The 16,385-nt window shown below is 37.0% G+C and carries 17 protein-coding genes; 6 read left to right on the top strand and 11 right to left on the bottom strand.

Features of this window, described 5'->3' with window-relative positions; all coding sequences use genetic code 11:
- Positions 1-21 precede the first annotated feature (21 nt).
- The 3 genes from NYR30_RS13465 to proC all read right to left on the bottom strand — a co-directional run bounded on the left by NYR30_RS13465 (position 22) and on the right by proC (position 3,270).
- The gene (locus tag NYR30_RS13465; protein WP_066107826.1) at positions 22-1,182 is read right to left on the bottom strand and encodes a globin domain-containing protein; all 1,161 of its coding nucleotides are present in this window, start codon (positions 1,180-1,182) and stop codon (positions 22-24) included.
- 103 nt (positions 1,183-1,285) lie between these two features.
- Complete coding sequence (locus NYR30_RS13460; RefSeq protein WP_066107981.1) at positions 1,286-2,455, bottom strand: 3-phenylpropionate MFS transporter; 1,170 nt, start codon at positions 2,453-2,455, stop codon at positions 1,286-1,288.
- Positions 2,455-3,270: a pyrroline-5-carboxylate reductase gene (proC, locus tag NYR30_RS13455; protein WP_066107829.1), complete on the bottom strand. Its 816-nt coding sequence runs from the start codon at positions 3,268-3,270 to the stop codon at positions 2,455-2,457. The genes NYR30_RS13460 and proC overlap by 1 nt, the downstream gene beginning before the upstream one ends.
- A gap of 66 nt (positions 3,271-3,336) precedes the next feature.
- Between proC and rdgC the strand changes: the two genes are divergently transcribed.
- Complete coding sequence (gene rdgC / locus NYR30_RS13450) at positions 3,337-4,242, top strand: recombination-associated protein RdgC (protein WP_066107832.1); 906 nt, start codon at positions 3,337-3,339, stop codon at positions 4,240-4,242.
- A 38-nt stretch (positions 4,243-4,280) separates the two neighbouring features.
- On the opposite strand, the gene murB is transcribed toward rdgC, so the two are convergent.
- The 7 genes from murB to recO form a co-directional block, all read right to left on the bottom strand.
- The gene (gene murB, locus NYR30_RS13445) at positions 4,281-5,315 is read right to left on the bottom strand and encodes a UDP-N-acetylmuramate dehydrogenase (RefSeq protein ID WP_302501363.1); all 1,035 of its coding nucleotides are present in this window, start codon (positions 5,313-5,315) and stop codon (positions 4,281-4,283) included.
- A gap of 3 nt (positions 5,316-5,318) precedes the next feature.
- A complete protein-coding gene (locus tag NYR30_RS13440; RefSeq protein WP_066111719.1) occupies positions 5,319-5,675 on the bottom strand; it encodes a diacylglycerol kinase in 357 nt (118 codons plus the stop codon).
- Positions 5,676-5,686: 11 nt separating this feature from the next.
- Positions 5,687-7,912 (bottom strand): GTP diphosphokinase, encoded by a 2,226-nt coding sequence (gene relA / locus NYR30_RS13435; RefSeq protein WP_066111721.1) that lies wholly within the window; start codon positions 7,910-7,912, stop codon positions 5,687-5,689.
- A gap of 229 nt (positions 7,913-8,141) precedes the next feature.
- Positions 8,142-8,528, bottom strand: coding sequence for a (deoxy)nucleoside triphosphate pyrophosphohydrolase (locus NYR30_RS13430; RefSeq protein ID WP_066111723.1), 387 nt, complete (start codon positions 8,526-8,528; stop codon positions 8,142-8,144).
- Between the two features lie 4 nt (positions 8,529-8,532).
- Complete coding sequence (locus NYR30_RS13425; RefSeq protein WP_066111725.1) at positions 8,533-10,572, bottom strand: DNA/RNA helicase domain-containing protein; 2,040 nt, start codon at positions 10,570-10,572, stop codon at positions 8,533-8,535.
- A 108-nt stretch (positions 10,573-10,680) separates the two neighbouring features.
- Complete coding sequence (rlmD, locus tag NYR30_RS13420; RefSeq protein WP_066111727.1) at positions 10,681-11,994, bottom strand: 23S rRNA (uracil(1939)-C(5))-methyltransferase RlmD; 1,314 nt, start codon at positions 11,992-11,994, stop codon at positions 10,681-10,683.
- A gap of 12 nt (positions 11,995-12,006) precedes the next feature.
- Positions 12,007-12,726 (bottom strand): DNA repair protein RecO, encoded by a 720-nt coding sequence (recO, locus tag NYR30_RS13415; protein WP_302502493.1) that lies wholly within the window; start codon positions 12,724-12,726, stop codon positions 12,007-12,009.
- 138 nt (positions 12,727-12,864) lie between these two features.
- Between recO and NYR30_RS13410 the strand changes: the two genes are divergently transcribed.
- The 5 genes from NYR30_RS13410 (at position 12,865) to NYR30_RS13390 (ending at position 15,901) form a co-directional block, all read left to right on the top strand.
- Entirely contained in the window at positions 12,865-13,119 is a 255-nt protein-coding gene (locus NYR30_RS13410) for an FAD assembly factor SdhE (protein WP_066107862.1), read from the top strand.
- Between the two features lie 122 nt (positions 13,120-13,241).
- Positions 13,242-13,817, top strand: a complete 576-nt coding sequence (gene rpoE / locus NYR30_RS13405; protein ID WP_066107864.1) for an RNA polymerase sigma factor RpoE — start codon at positions 13,242-13,244, stop codon at positions 13,815-13,817.
- Between the two features lie 25 nt (positions 13,818-13,842).
- Positions 13,843-14,406 (top strand): sigma-E factor negative regulatory protein, encoded by a 564-nt coding sequence (locus tag NYR30_RS13400; RefSeq protein ID WP_066111762.1) that lies wholly within the window; start codon positions 13,843-13,845, stop codon positions 14,404-14,406.
- Positions 14,407-14,510: 104 nt separating this feature from the next.
- A complete protein-coding gene (locus NYR30_RS13395; protein ID WP_066111731.1) occupies positions 14,511-15,470 on the top strand; it encodes a MucB/RseB C-terminal domain-containing protein in 960 nt (319 codons plus the stop codon).
- Positions 15,467-15,901 carry a SoxR reducing system RseC family protein gene (locus NYR30_RS13390; RefSeq protein WP_066107871.1) on the top strand — a complete coding sequence of 145 codons (435 nt, stop codon included), beginning with the start codon at positions 15,467-15,469 and terminating at the stop codon, positions 15,899-15,901. Before NYR30_RS13395 ends, NYR30_RS13390 begins: the two co-directional genes overlap by 4 nt.
- Here the strand turns inward: NYR30_RS13390 and greB are convergent.
- Positions 15,896-16,384: a transcription elongation factor GreB gene (gene greB / locus NYR30_RS13385; RefSeq protein ID WP_066107874.1), complete on the bottom strand. Its 489-nt coding sequence runs from the start codon at positions 16,382-16,384 to the stop codon at positions 15,896-15,898. The genes NYR30_RS13390 and greB overlap by 6 nt on opposite strands.
- Position 16,385 lies beyond the last annotated feature (1 nt).

Genomic DNA, 16,385 nt, shown 5'->3' with positions numbered 1-16,385 from the left:
CCAACGTTAAACGTTATCACATCAAACTTTGATTAAGCTCATCTTCGGACCGAAAGGTTCAAAATGCACTGTTTGTTGTGGACGATTTAAGCCCTCTAATAAAGCGATCATTCCTTCCATAAATCTTACTGAACCACAAAGATAAATATCAGCATTTTCTGGTAAGTGTTGTGCTAAATAGTCAGCAGTGATACGTTGCTGCTCTTCACTATATAAGGTCGCAGCGTGCATCACATTTGCTTTTGCCAAATATTGCGCAACTTCATCTTTAAATGCTTCTGTCTCTTTATTTTTTGTTGCATTAATCCACACCAATGGACGTTGTGGATTAGTTGTCACTTGTGCATCTAACATTGCCAAAATCGGGGTAATACCTACACCACCGCTTAGCAACACTACTGGACGTTCATTTTGTTGTAATAAGAAATCTCCAGCCGGTGCAGAAAGATTAATATGATCACCAACATTCACTACATCGTGCAGATAATTAGATACTACACCCGGAATACCATCTGTTGTTTCGCGTTTTACGGCAAATTTCAAACCAGATGTAACATCTACAGAACAAATAGAGTAATGTCTTAGTGCAAGATTATCATCTTCTTTCGGTTGTACTTGCACTGTAATATATTGCCCAGCCTGAACGACTAACTTCGGCAAAATTTCATCATTTTTTACTGTAAATTCAATAATATCATTGCTGACATAACGTTTATTCACAACTTCAAACGGTTGGAAATCCTGCCAGGCAGCTTCGTCATACATTTTTTGTTCCACTTGAATAAACGCGTCTGCAATCACTTGATACGCTTTTGCCCATGCATCAATAATTTCTGGAGTAGCGGCATCTTGTAAAACTTCTTTAATCGCAATTAATAAATGCTTACCCACAATAGCATAATGTTCTGGCTTAATTTGTAAGGCGCGATGTTTATGTCCAATTTGCACCACGTGATCAATAATTGCCCCTAAATTATCGATATGTTTAGCTGCTGCTAATACAGTGGTTGCTAACGCAGTTGGTTGTTTTCCTTGTTTTTGGTTAGTTTTATTAAAAATATTCAATAATTCAGGGTGATCATTGAACATATTTTTATAGAATGTTTTGGTGATTGTAGTGCCATGTACCTCTAACGCAGGCACAGTTGCTTTAATCACATCAATCGTTTGTTGATCTAACATAATTACTCCATTTAACTTATATAAAAGAAATATATTAAATATATATTTATATGGTAGATAAATCTAAACGGTGATACAAGCAAATCAGGGCAAATTACCCGTTTTAACGGGCAATTTGCTCAATTCGAGGTAGGGATTTTGGTAAAAATAGGAATGCTAATGCAACAATTATCGCCATTCCCCAGAAAGCATAATCAGGTGCATAACTATATAATGTTCCCGATAATGCAGTTAATAATGCTACTGCAATACAGCTGCTTAAACCATTATAGAGCGCCTGTAATTTCGCAATATGTGTATCAGGTTGTGAGGAGATATAGCGTACTGTCGCAAAATGAGCGACCGCATAAGTTAAGGCGTGGAAAGTCTGCAATAGCGCCAATGGTATAAAACCTGTCATTATTGGGAAACAAAGCCAACGGATAATCGCTGCACTAATACTTAACACAAAGAGTGCTGTAATATTCCAGTTTTTAAATAACTTAGAAGCAAAGAAAAACAGCGCTACTTCCGCAATAACTGAAATACCCCATAACCAACTCGTCGTTTGAATACTTATTCCTTGTGATACCCAATAGATTGTGCTGTAAGCATAATAAGCACCATGTGATCCTTGGATCAAAGAAACAGCAATCATCAAACGCAATGTATTCGATTCTCGCAATAAATCTAGATAACTTACGGAAGTTTGTTCAGTTTGTGTCATCGTAGATTTCGGCAACACCGTCGGTGTTGGCGTGTTCAACAAGGTATATAAGATTAATAATGCCCCTAATACCCAAATAATCGCTTCATTACCCAAATAGCTAATTAAGCCACCAAAACAAATTACACCAACGACGAAGCCTAACGAGCCAGTAAGACGCACTCGTCCGTAATCCAAGCCAATTTGTTGATTCCAAATACTTGCCAAACTATCTTGGAGCGGCATTCCTGCGCCATTCAACACACTAAATAAAGCAAATAAGATAAAAATCAGAATAAACGAGTGCCAATGTAAAGCACTAAGCCCCATCGCTAAAATGACTAATGCCGAACCCAAAGCTAGATTACGCAATATTACCGGTAAATGAGCTGTATCTTTAATGCGACCAGAAAAAAAGATACCGCCCAAAAAGCGAAATACATAAGCAAACGCTAGCAATAATGCAATATTTTCATCGGAATAAGATTGTGTTTGCAGCCATACTGGAATCAATGGCACAAATACGCCATAAGCACAAAAATAACCAAGATAATTCAGAACCAGCCAATACTCTGAACGAACTTTGATCAAAATAATTTCTCCATTTCTTCAGCACGATCGATTGCAGCTTGCATCGCTTGTTTAATATTTTCTTCTAAATGTTGTTGTTGAAAGACATTAATCGCCGCAGCAGTTGTACCGCCTTTTGAGGTTACTTGTTGTCTTAATGTTTCGATTGAAGTATGAGGGTTAGCCACCACCATTTCTGCCGCACCTAACGCAGATTGCTGCACTAATAAACGTGCTTGTTGTTCAGTTAATCCCATCTCAATCAACGTTTTTTGCATTCCTTCCATAAATAAGAAGAAATACGCAGGGCTGCTGCCTGATGCTGCAATAATCGTATTAATATCAGACTCTTTTTCTACCCAGCACGCTTTACCCACTGCTTCAAATAATCCTGTCGCATAATTTTTAAATTCTGTGGTCACTGCTGGAGTTGCAAACAAACCTGACATCCCTTTTGAAATTAATGCCGGTGTATTTGGCATCACACGTACAAACTGTTGCGCACTTGGTAAGAAACGTTGTAAAGCACTCACAGAAATTCCTGCTGCAATTGAGATAATCCATTTATTTTGCAAATCTAATTGTTGAAAAGCCTCACACGCTTCTTGCATATTTTGTGGTTTTACTGCCAATAACACCACATCTGCTTGTTTTACGGCATCTATTGCTGACAAGGTTGTAAACACGCCTCTTTCATTAAAGCCATGATGTTTATCTGGATTGTGTTCACAAACAATAATATTTTCTGCTACATATCCTTTTGCCAATAAACCAAACACAATGGCGCTCGCCATATTACCGCCGCCAATAAACGCAATCTTCTTCTGTTGCATAGGATTTTCTCCCTTAATCAAGTTACAATAAGCGCAATATAATAATATAAATCAAAGGAAACACCTATGTATTGGTTCAAAAATATTCTTGTCTATCGTCTTACCAAAAAACTAGATTGGTCGTCAGAAGCATTACAAAATAGTCTTGCACAACAAGAATTTACCCCTTGTGGTTCAAGCGATCATAGTAAATTTGGCTGGCAGCCGCCATTAAGCACCAGTGACCAACTTTACTTTACTGCCGGCGGGCATTTTCTTTTAGTTGCTCATCGTGAAGAAAAAATCTTACCAACCCCAGTCATCAAAGAAACTTTAGATAATCGCATTCAAAAACTGGAAGAAGCTCAACAACGTAAACTGAAAAAAACAGAAAAACAGGCATTAAAAGATGATGTTATTGCTACTTTACTGCCTCGTGCTTTTAGTCGTCATCAACGTACTGCACTATGGATTGATACCACCAATGATCTAATTTATGTCGATGCCGCTTCTAGTAAGCGAGCAGAAGATGTGTTGGCGTTACTACGTAAATCATTAGGTTCTTTGCCTGTTATTCCTTTCTCTTTTGCTGAAGAATTATCTATGGCAATGACCGACTGGTTATTAAAAGATCAATTACCTCAATGGCTAACCTGTTTAGAAGAAGGGGAATTTAAAGATCTCAATACCGGCTCAAGTATTCGCTGCAAAAACCAAGATCTTTATGAACAAGATATTCAAGGTCATTTAGCTGCTGGTAAAGTTGTGACAAAACTAGCATTAGACTGGGAAAATCACTTTTCTTTTGTGCTATATGAAGACGCTTCATTAAAACGAATCAAATTTGCCGATATGGTCAAAGAGAAAAACGATGACATTCTCAAGGAAGATGTAGCACAACGCTTTGATGCCGATTTTGTCTTGATGACTGGTGAAGTATCTTTATTAATGCAAAATTTAATTGAGTTGTTAGGTGAGAAACAGCTTGCTTGATAAGTAAAAGACCGAACGTTTAAGTGTTCGGTCTTTGCTTATTTAACCTCATCAAATGCGACTTCACCACTCTTACCAATAAATCTTACTTCTGGGGATAATTGAATCGAAAACCGCTCTGCCACTTGCTGGCAGATATACTTCGCTAATGCTGCAACTTCTCTTCCTGTTGCATTATCTTTATTAATTAATACCAAAGCTTGCTTATCATGTACCGCTGCACCACCTAATTGATACCCTTTTAAACCGCATTGATCAATTAACCAACCCGCAGCTAATTTCACTGAGCCGTCAGCTTGTGGGTAATGCGGCATAGTTGGATAGCGCTGGTAAAGTTGGTTAAATTGCTCACTACTCACCACAGGATTTTTAAAAAAACTACCTGCACTACCAATCAATTTAGGATCAGGTAATTTGCTTTTGCGGGTTAAACAAACTTGTTCAAAAACTTGTTTAGGAGTAACAGATTTTGTATCTAAGTCAGCAAGATTGCCATAACTTAACACTGGCTGCCAATTTTTTGCCAATTTAAAATGCACTGCAATAACTGCATACCCTTGTGCATACTGATGTTTAAAAACACTCTCACGATAAGCAAATTGACATTGTTGATTACTAAGGGAAAATTGTTTTCCAGTAGCTAATTCAACTACATCAACAGATTCGCAAACATCTTTTAACTCAACACCATAAGCACCAATATTTTGTACTGGTGATGAACCGACACAACCGGGAATCAAAGCCAAATTTTCTAAACCACCAATATTGCGTTCAACACAATATTCGACAAATTGATGCCAATTTTCGCCGGCATTAACGCTTAAATAGTGGTAATTTTCATCTTGATGGTATTCAATCCCTTTGATGCGGTTCAGTAATACAACACCCGCGAAATCTTCAATAAATAAGACATTACTGCCCTCACCAAGCAATAAGATTGGTACTTGCTGTTGCTGATACTGTTGCCATACTTGGCATAGTTCTTCTTTGGTTTCAATTTGCAAAATCTGCTGCGCTTGTGCTTTAATGCCAAAAGTATGATAAGGCTGCAAATTTGTTCCAAGATTTTGCATAATTTATCCTAATAAAATAATCAACCACACTAAACCACAAGTTACCATCGCAATAAATACAGCTGCTGAGCCGAGATCTTTTGCTCTACCGGAGAGTTCGTGGTATTCCTTACCAACACGATCCACTATTGCTTCTAAACCACTGTTTAATAACTCAACCGCAAAAACCATCAATACTGAAGCTACCATTAGAGCAATTTCAATTTTGGTTTTTCCTAACCAAAATGCTAATGGCAACAAAATAATTGCCACACCAACTTCATGACGAAAAGCGGCTTCGTGTTTGAACGCCGCTTTTAATCCTTGCATTGAATATTTGGCTGCCTTAAAGAAATGCGTCAGACCAGTATATTTTTCCATAATAATCCTTGTTAATTGGTAATACGTTTAGCTTCGATCACATCATCTAATTTCGCTAAACGCGATAAAATCTTACTTAACATTTGTACATTATTGAGCTCAATCTGCATATCAATTGTAGCAATCTGCCGTTTAGTGTCGCTTCTGCTGCTTACGCCCAATACACTCACTTTCTCATTAGCCAATACCGTTGTAATATCACGCAATAGACCATTACGATCGCTAGAAATAATACGAATACCAACGTGTACGCCACAAGAATAACTATCTCCCCATAACGCCTCCACCACACGTTCAGGGTTTGCCGCTTGTAATTCCGCTAATTGTTCACAATCTGAACGGTGAATAGAAATACCACGCCCTTGCGTGATATAACCGACAATATCATCTCCTGGAATTGGCTGACAGCAGCGCGCGATATGATGCATTAAATTGCCTACGCCTTCAACGACAACATGACCTTTTTTCTTCTCTTTTTGTTGTTGGCTATTATTGGCAGATTTATTGGAAATATGTTTGAGAATCTCTTCATCAATTTCTTCAACTGATGGCTTTAATAACTTACTTTGTAAAAAGTTAATCAATTGATTTAATTTGATATCGCCACCACCAATACCAGCATACAGATCTTCCATATTGCGTAGGTTATAGCGCGGTAATGCATACTGTTCGATCTGTTTTTGGGTTAAACCAATGCGATTCATTTCACTTTCCAACATTTCACGTCCAGCAGGCACATTTTTATCGCGATCCAATTTCTTAAACCAAGCGTGAATTTTTGCCCTGGCGCGTGCAGTATGTACGAAACCTAAATTTGGATTCAGCCAATCACGACTTGGGTTTGGATTTTTTTGTGTAATCACTTCAATTTGATCACCCATTTGCAGTTGGTAGGTGAAAGGTACAATGCGTCCAGCGACCTTCGCACCAATACAGCGATGCCCAATTTCACTATGAATAGCATAAGCAAAATCTAATGGTGTAGAACCGGTTGGTAAATCAATTACTTCGCCTTTTGGTGTAAACACATAAACTCGATCATCGAACACCTGACTACGCATTTCTGCCAACACTTCGCCAGAATCAGCCAAATCATCTTGCCATGCTAATAATTTACGTAACCAAGCGATTTTTTCTTCATAACCGCTGCGTCCTGCCGTTGCACCTTCCTTATATTTCCAATGCGCTGCAACACCAAGCTCAGCATCATCATGCATTTTTTGTGTACGAATTTGTACTTCTATCGGTTTACCGCCCTGCCCTAATACGACGGTATGAATAGATTGGTAGCCATTTGGTTTCGGATTAGCAATATAATCATCAAACTCTTTCGGTAAATGTTTAAAGTGGGTGTGTACAATCCCTAATGCGGCATAACAATCTTGCAATTTTTGTACGATGACCCTTACCGCTCGCACATCATATAGATCGCCAAATGCCAAATTTTTCTTCTGCATTTTGCGCCAAATGCTATAAATATGTTTTGGACGACCATACACCTCAACATCACTAATACTTTCTTTCAAATAACCCGTCAGTTCTTTAACAAAATCTTGAATATATTGTTCACGATCTAAACGACGCTCATGTAATTGATTAGCGATATGACGATATTGGGCTGGATGCAAATAGCGGAAACAATAATCTTCCAACTCCCATTTGAGTTGACCGATACCAAGACGATTAGCTAATGGTGCATAAATATTTGAACACTCTTTCGCCGCTAGCACTTTATCTTCTTCACTAACGCGACTATCTGCGGTACGTAAAAAGGTTATACGTTCCGCTAATTTAATTACCACACAACGGAAATCTTCCACCATTGCTAATAACATACGGCGAATATTGTCGATTTGCACACTATCTGCGCCACGATTAGTATTGAGTTGGCGGATGTTATCCATTTCAAACACACCACGCACTAAACGTTCAATCGTTTTACCAAATTCAAGCTGCAAATCTTCTAATGAAATAATTTTATTTTCGACTAATGGGAAAAATAGCGCCGCAACTAACGTACTATCATCCATATTTAATTCAGTCAGGATCGACACCATTTCAATACTGCTAGACAAAATATCTTTAGCGTATTCATTTTGCGCTATTTTCGGTTCAAGATATTGCCAGGCTTGAGTTAAAGCTGTTTTTGTTCGTGGCGTGATTGCTAGATTATTTAACCATTCATCAAAAACAAAACTCTTTAAATTCGTTAAATGTGTTTCTCTTACTGCAACCATCTTTCCGTTCCTGTATTTGATTATATGTCTAAATTTTCAGCAAAATTCACGCTTTTTAATTCTTTTCAAGAAGATTGCTGCCCTATCTTAGATCTCTCTTAATCACTCAAAAAATGATTAAATTATTTTCTTAAAATATATCAATTCCTTTGTTGAATCTATGTTTTTTATGAATAATCTTCACTTCAAGAAAAACTCCAAATGATGTTCATATTTTATACAAATCCACTTATAAAATCTTCTTAATTTTATCAATCAATAAAATATCCGCCGGTAACCACGTAACTGAATCTAAATCCACTTTTGACAACCATTTAGCCGCTTGCGCCTCTTTCAGTTCTAATTGTCCATTAATGATGGTGGCCCAAAAACAATCCATAGATAGATGAAATGTTGCATAATCATATTCGATCGTATCAATGCACTCTCCGACCGCAATATCGACATTAAGTTCTTCTTTTATTTCACGAATTAAGGCTTGTTGTGGTGTCTCACTTTCTTCAATTTTGCCACCTGGAAATTCCCATTGCCCACAAAACTCTCCGTACCCTCTAGCAGTAGCAAAAACATGATCCTCTTGACGAATAACTGCGGCAACGACTCGTACTACTTTCATTTTTTTATCCCAACAAAATATTCTGTAAATAATCGCTTGTTTCCTGATCTTCCACATAAATATAGGTGGCAATTCTCGCTCGAGTCAGTAAGACGCGATAACAATTTCTAATAAAAGTCTCTTGTATCTGTTCTTGATTAAACTTTAATACCGATTCCAGTTGTGGATATTTAGTTTTTAACACCTTGAGTTGATTACAATAGTTGTCGATAGCATTTACTTTCTCATTTGAAAAAATCCATTTATTATCTCGACGTAGCATTTTTCTACCCCATACGACAATTGCATAATCAAGCTCTAAACCTTGACAATTAAATTGGCTAGCAAACGTCGAAAGATTATTGCATAACTTATCAAGATAAAATGCTTTCAACTGATCATTGCTAATATTCAAAATCTCCTGTCCAGCCAATTTAAGATACGAAATGGGACAATTTCTACCATATTGATTCTTTTCCCAACGAACTAATGTATCAAAACCATTTGCAACAATCCCAACCGAAAAAGCACCTGTATTCACCTCAGTGACTGCACTCAACAAAGCTAAATAATCATTAAAAACATAAAATGCATCTTTCACAGAAGCATCTAATTTAGGTAATTTATTCTCAACAATGGCATTAACAAATTCGATAGCAGTTTCACTGTTAATATTTCTTTTGTTCTTATTCAGCAATAATCCCGGTTCCACATAACAACTATGTCCTAACGGCGCATACTCTTTTTGCATTTCTTCAGTAGGCACATAAATATTGATATGAATCTCTTTAGATAATGGTAATCCTTTTAAATGCGCTATCGCTTTCTTAATATATTTCTCACCATCTTCTTCACCTAAATAAATCTCTTGTCCAGAACCCAATAAGAAAACAATAGTACGACTAAGATTGTCTTTATGAACCGCCCCACACACCGCTCTTAGTACTAACATAGCCTCCGAGACTTCTTTCTCGATAATAAAGGCTTTTTGTTCGTCGTTTAGGTGATTCTTTTTTGCTAACGCAATTTGCAATGGATTCCATACACGCTGTGCTTCATCAATAATTAAGAGTCTATTTTTACTCAAGGCTAGATTTTCTTTGCTAGAACCATTTTGATACTTAGCACAAAATTTTTGTACGTCATATAAGTTATGCAACGATCCCACTGCGGCTGCTTCAGTACCAACAATATGGTCTTCACGTATCATTTGGCTAAAAATGGCGGATAAATTACCATTACCTGTAACATACTTAGCGCCATCACTAAGGTATTTCTCTAATAAACTAAATGCTGTACCCGTTTTGCCGGCTCCTGGCGCGCCTTTAATAAAAATAAGATTAAGATTTCTCTCTGCTATCTGAGTTTGTATGTCATCAACAATTCGTGCACAAGCCATCACATTATCATCTTGAACATACATTTCACTCAAAATTTTCTGATTCAGGATATCTCTCATCACGCCTGTCGTTGTTATATCAAGCTCAACAACAAACTCTAATAATTGCGCAACTCTATCATCATCTGCTGCAGCTGTTATCACTGCTAATACATCAATAAACTCATCCGTAACTTTAATATACTCCAATCGTTCTAATTTCTCGCTCATCGCCGGATTTGTATATACAAGATATTTTTCAACAGTGAATTGCGGATTTTTCTTTAACTCTTCCCAAATAACACGATTACAACGAGTAATTTTATTGTAGTAACCTAACAGCTGTGATCTATGTGAAATTAAAGTCTCATAGCGGCAATCGTTACCGCTTTTGAATTCCAAAATAATCAATTTATTATGACAAACGATCAGAGCATCAATCCAAGTACCATCAAAAATATTGTATTCAAAACAGATCGGTACTTGAGCAATATTAGTAAGTAGAGGATATTCAGATAAAACTCTTTTAAAAAAGTATAAACAATCACGCCACGAGTTAATTTTATCCTCATCGTCAAGTGATCTTTCAGATAAAGTTTTACGTTCTGTATGCCAAAATAAAGTAGTAAGGAATTCTTTTTCTGTTACTTGTAAAAGTTCTACAACACTATATTTCACGTATCTCATCAATGCATCCTCACCACGTTAAGTACAAACTGTAATTACAATATATCTCTCTTTGCAGACAAGATTAAAACCTTACATTAGCGAATTTGCCCTTTTATTACTTATCGTCTATTTCACCAGTAATACCATGCTTTCCATATGGCCTGTTTGTGGAAACATATCTATCATCGCCGCTTTCACTAGACGATAGCCATGCTCTACTAAAATCTGAATATCACGTACTAATGTTGCTGGATTACAGGAAACATACAATATTCTTTCCGGTTGCAATTCAACAATATGATTCAGAGCAAACAAAGCGCCAGCTCGAGGTGGATCTAATAACACTTTATTAAAGTGTTCCGCTGCCCACGCTTTATCAGCAAATGAAGCTGAGAGATCTGTTTGATAAAATGCCACATTCCTCATCTGATTCCTTGCTGCATTTGCGCTAGCTTTGCTAACCATATCTGCTACACCTTCTATGCCAACGACATATTCAGCATACTGTGCTAAAGGCAAACTAAAATTTCCCATACCACAAAATAAGTCTAAGACACGATCTTTAGCAGATAATTCCAACCACGCTAATGCAGTTTGCACCATACGTTGATTAATGATTGGATTAACTTGGATAAAATCACGAACATCGAACTGTAACTGCAGCTGACCTAACTGATAATAAGGATGCTGTGATGTCCAATTAGCAACTTGATTATCGGCTTCACTAACAAACAGCATTAACTGGTGTTGTGTTGCGAACTGCCGTAAATTTTGTTCATCAGTAGCAGATAACGATCCAAGATGACGCAACAATAAAGCTACACCATTATCCGCCGCCACTAACTCAATATGCCCTAATCTTTTCGGTTGCTGCCATAATTGAAACAACTCCCTTAATGGAGATAAGAGTTGTGAAAGTTGTGGTACTAGAATCGGACAATCTGTCACTGCAACTAACTGATTACTTTGCTGTTGACGAAAACCAAACTCTACTGATTTCGTTACAGTTGAATATTGCAAGCTAAATTTTGCGCGACGGCGATAGTGCCATTCATCATCTGCAATCATCAGTTCCATTTGCAAATCCGGTGCAATTTTCCACAATTGATGAAGTAAAGCGCGCTGCTTGGTTTGTCGTTGTGCCTCAATCACGATATGTTGCATCTGGCAACCGCCGCATTGTCCATAAAATGAACATAATGGCTCTCGTCTTATTGGCGATTTATTTTGCCACTTTACTGCTTTACCAATACCATATTGTCGTTTCTCTTCGCTTACGACAAACTGCACATTTTCTTCAGGCAAACCATTCTCTATAAACCATGTTTTTCCTGCGACTTTGGCAACACCTAACCCTTGATAATCAAGGTTAGTGATGGTGGCTGTTTGTGTTTTTTTTCTTTGAGGTGTTTTTGTCGGTGCGTTATAAAATAGAACCATAATTAAAATGAATCAGTTAGGATATAAAATGTTCAAATGTTGCTGGAATAATTCTCGACTTTTTAATGGCTTACCACCTAGATAAGGCTTCAAAGCTAATCGAGTAAAACGCTTAGCCGCTTGCAATGTTTCTTTTTCTGTAAACTCCAATTTTGCAAAAGCTCGCAAATCACGCCCATAAAAAGTCAAATTATCCTGCAATAATGAGGCAATAAAACCTTTTTCTTCACGATATTGATAAGTCATATTATCGGATACAATTTCACCACTACCCGCACAATGTTCAAAATCAACACCATAGCCTAATGATTTCAACAGGATAAACTCAAAACGACGTAAAATTGCTTCAACTTCATCTCCATGTGCAGCCAATCCCATTAAACAGCGTAAATATTCTTCAAATAAATCAGGATAAGCTGTTTCATGTTCTAATGTTCTGGTAATAAGTTCATTGACATAAAAACCACTATATAGAGCTACCGTTTTCATTGGTAAAGTACCTGAAATCGCTTCCGCTTTCGTTAACACTTTTAGCTGTCCTCGACCGCTCCAACGCAATAATAATGGTGTAAAAGGCTGCAATAAGCTTTTAAGTGGAGAACGCTTCGCTCTTGCACCTTTAGCAAGCAGCGTAATACAGCCAACATTTTCAGTAAATACATCTACTAATAGGCTTGTTTCGCTATATTCTCTGCGGTGTAATACAAACCCGCGCTGCCAGCTTTCGATAATTCACCTCGGTTTTGATCTTGTGGAATTAGTTCCCTATTTTAACAAACAATCATAATTCTCTACTAATTCTTCTTCATTATCCTTAGCAAAAATTGCTAATATAACGTCCTAGTAATTCAAACAGTGAAAATAAAGAAAATGAAACAATATAATAAATTACGAATTGAGTGGGACTGTCGGCGCGGTATGTTGGAGTTAGATAAAATGATCATGCCATTTTATAAAAATGTTTTTGATCAACTGTCTGATGAACAAAAAGATATTTTTATTGAATTACTTACCTATACTGATCCTCAGTTATTTCGTTGGTTAATGAACCAAGAAAAAGCACCTACTCAACCCTTACAAGAGATGGTTGACTTGATAAAACAAAAACTACCTACATTTTCATAAGCCAAAAATTATTAAAAATTTTTGAACTTTTATCAAAAATCGAACTCTAACGCTTCGATGCACTGCTTGCTGTAACAACAAGGAAGCTGTTAGATTAATGAAGGAATGGAGATTTCACTTACATGAGTGAAGAACTAACAGATCAAATTTTAGTTGAAAAAGCACAGCAAGGTGATAAAAAAGCGTTTAATTTGTTGGTTGCCCGTTATCAAAACAAAGTTGCTGGATTGTTAACGCGTTATGTATCAGCAAACGATATCCCAGATGTTGTTCAAGAAACTTTTATTAAAGTCTATCGATCTTTAGAATCGTTTCGTGGAGAAAGCGCTTTTTATACTTGGGTTTATCGCATTGCAGTCAATACCGCTAAAAATTACTTAATGACGCAAGGAAGACGTCCTCCAACAGAAGATCTTTTAGCGGAAGATGCAGAAAGTTATGAAATAGGCTCAAGATTGCGTAATATTGATACGCCAGAAAATTTGACATTATCGGATGAATTAAAAGATATTGTGTTCAAAACAATTGATTCTCTTCCTGATGAGTTAAAAACAGCTATCACATTACGTGAACTTGAAGGCATGAGTTATGAAGAGATTGCCGAAATAATGGATTGTCCTGTTGGAACTGTGCGTTCTAGAATTTTTAGAGCACGAGAATTCATTGAAAACCAATTAGCACCGTTAATAAAACACTAGGATTTGAATGAAAGGGCGGAAAATTATGCAACACAAAGAACAACTTTCAGCTTATATGGATGGTGAGGAAGTCAGACGTGACTTCGTTGAAGATCTTTGCCAAGACCAAGAATTGCAAAAAACATGGACAACTTTGCATATTGCTCGTGCAGTAATGCGTAATGAAAGTAACATCATTCTTGATGCATCTTTCACTGAAAAAATGGCAAAACTCATTGAAGATGAGCCAGTAATTCAGTTAAAAGAACAACCAACTCCAGAACAGGTTGTAATTCCAAAACAATCTTTCTTCGCCAAAACAAGAAAATATTTCGCACCAATTTTACAAACTGCAGTGGCAGCAAGCGTTTGTTTAATTGCTGTATTTAGTATTCAAAATCTAAATAAAGATAAAAATAGTGATGTCACTATTTCACCAGCGTTACAAACTTTGCCTTTCACTCAATCAGTGCAAGAAGTAAGTTATAACGTTTCGCACAAAAATGTGCCAAGTAAAGAACAACTTGAACAACAAAATAAACGACTTAATGAAATCCTGCAAAATTATCAATTACAACGTCGTTTATATTCTGATTCAAAAGCAGAATAATTTATCCGCCCAATTCAAATACATCACCACCTTTTGGTGGTGATGTTGTTTTTGTAATACAATCTGTTTAAATAAACATTATTGTAGAAAATCATAGGTTCAATATGTTTCAGAAGTTACGTCAAACCAGCATCTTGTTGGTGATTAATGGTCTATTATCTTTCAGTGTTTCCGCCACTACAGAGATCGAGCAACCAATTGAGCGTTTAATGCAAATGAAAAACGCTTTTCAGCAACAAAACTATTCTTTAACGTTTACCTATGGTGAAGAAAACGATAATTATGCATTAAGTTATCGTCATGCTTATGATCAACAAACCAACTATTCACAACTGCTTTATTTAGATGGTCCAAGAACAGAAATTTGGCAAAAAGGCAATACTATCAGCTATTTTTCTGCTAATTACGCTCCTTTTAGTATTCGTAGCGAAAATATGATTGATTCATTACCAAGCGTTGTGTATAGCGACTTTAAACAACTCGCTCAATATTATGATTTTATTCCATTCGGTAAAGATCGTATTGCTAATAGAATTGCCAATATTATTAAATTAATGCCCAAGGATGAGTTTCGTTACGCTTATACTATCTGGATCGACGAAGAATCACATTTACCGTTGAAAGGTGAAGTTGTGGATCGTAGCGGCACCACCTTATCGCAATTTAAAGTGATCACTCTTGATGAATTATCTGAGCCACAAACATTAATTGATACCGCAAAACAACTCAAACAACCGCCAGCAATCACTATTTATAGCCCGAATACAACCGACTATAACTGGCAGCCTTCTTGGTTACCCAAAGGCTTTAAATTAATCAAATTTCACTCTGACGGTTTATCGCCATCAATTCAAACTCAACTATATAGTGACGGCTTATTCTCCTTCTCACTCTATCTATTAGAGAAAAACGATATGCCAATCAATGAAGCGTGGCGCCAAGGAATTGATACTCTTTATGCTGAAGTAGTTAATAACAAAACCGTCGTATTAGTAGGACAAATTCCACTAACGACAGCACGCCGTATCGTACAAGATGTAAAATTTAAGGAGAGTGCTAAATGATCACTGAAAAAGCTACTGTGATTGCCTATCAAGACGGTGTAGTTACTGTTGAATGCCAAGCTAATCAAGGTTGTGGCGGTTGCTCCGCCAAAGCAAGTTGTGGTACAGCTGCACTTACAGAACTAACTGGAAAATCAACCAGATACCAATTTACCTTTCCTTGTTCTCGTCCAATGAAAATCGGTGAAATGGTCGAAATTGGTTTGCCAGAACAATCTTTACTACGACTCGCCTTCATTGCCTACACTATCCCATTAACAGTATTAATCCTTAGTGTATTACTAGGCAATTATTGGTTTAACCAAGAGTGGCAAAATATTCTCTTTACTCTTATCACCACCACCCTAGCTTTTTTAGGAGTGAAATTGATTAACCAACATTTAAAAAACCAGAAAAAATATCAGCCTATTTTGATCGAGCGGATCTTATAATCCGCTCCCTTTTTCATACCAAATCCGATTAATGTATAACAATACTTTTCCTGCCGGCGTTTCAACAGTTACTTCATCGTCAACCGCTTTACCAATCAACGCTCTCGCTACAGGAGAATCAATCGAAATCCAATTCTTCGCTGGATCAAATTCATCACAACCCACAATACGATATTGCTTAATCTCACCAGTTTCGTTTTCTAACTCAACCCAAGCACCGAAAAAGACTTTTCCCTCTTGTCGTGGATGATAGTCCACAATTTGTAGCACTTCTAAACGCTTAGTTAAAAAACGTACTCGACGATCGATCTCGCGTAAACGCCGTTTACCATAAATGTATTCCGCATTTTCACTACGATCGCCCAACGCTGCGGCATCTGATACAGCTTGGGTAACTTGCGGTCGTTCCACTTTCCATAAATATTTAAGTTCTTGATCTAATGTGTTCCAACCTGTGCGGGTAATATAATTTGATTTTGCCATA

The sequence above is a fragment of the Gallibacterium salpingitidis genome, from assembly GCF_030517105.1.
Classification (GTDB): Bacteria; Pseudomonadota; Gammaproteobacteria; order Enterobacterales; family Pasteurellaceae; genus Gallibacterium; species Gallibacterium salpingitidis.
The sequence above is the reverse complement of the archived record's forward strand: the minus strand, read 5'-3'. Positions and strand labels throughout refer to the sequence as shown.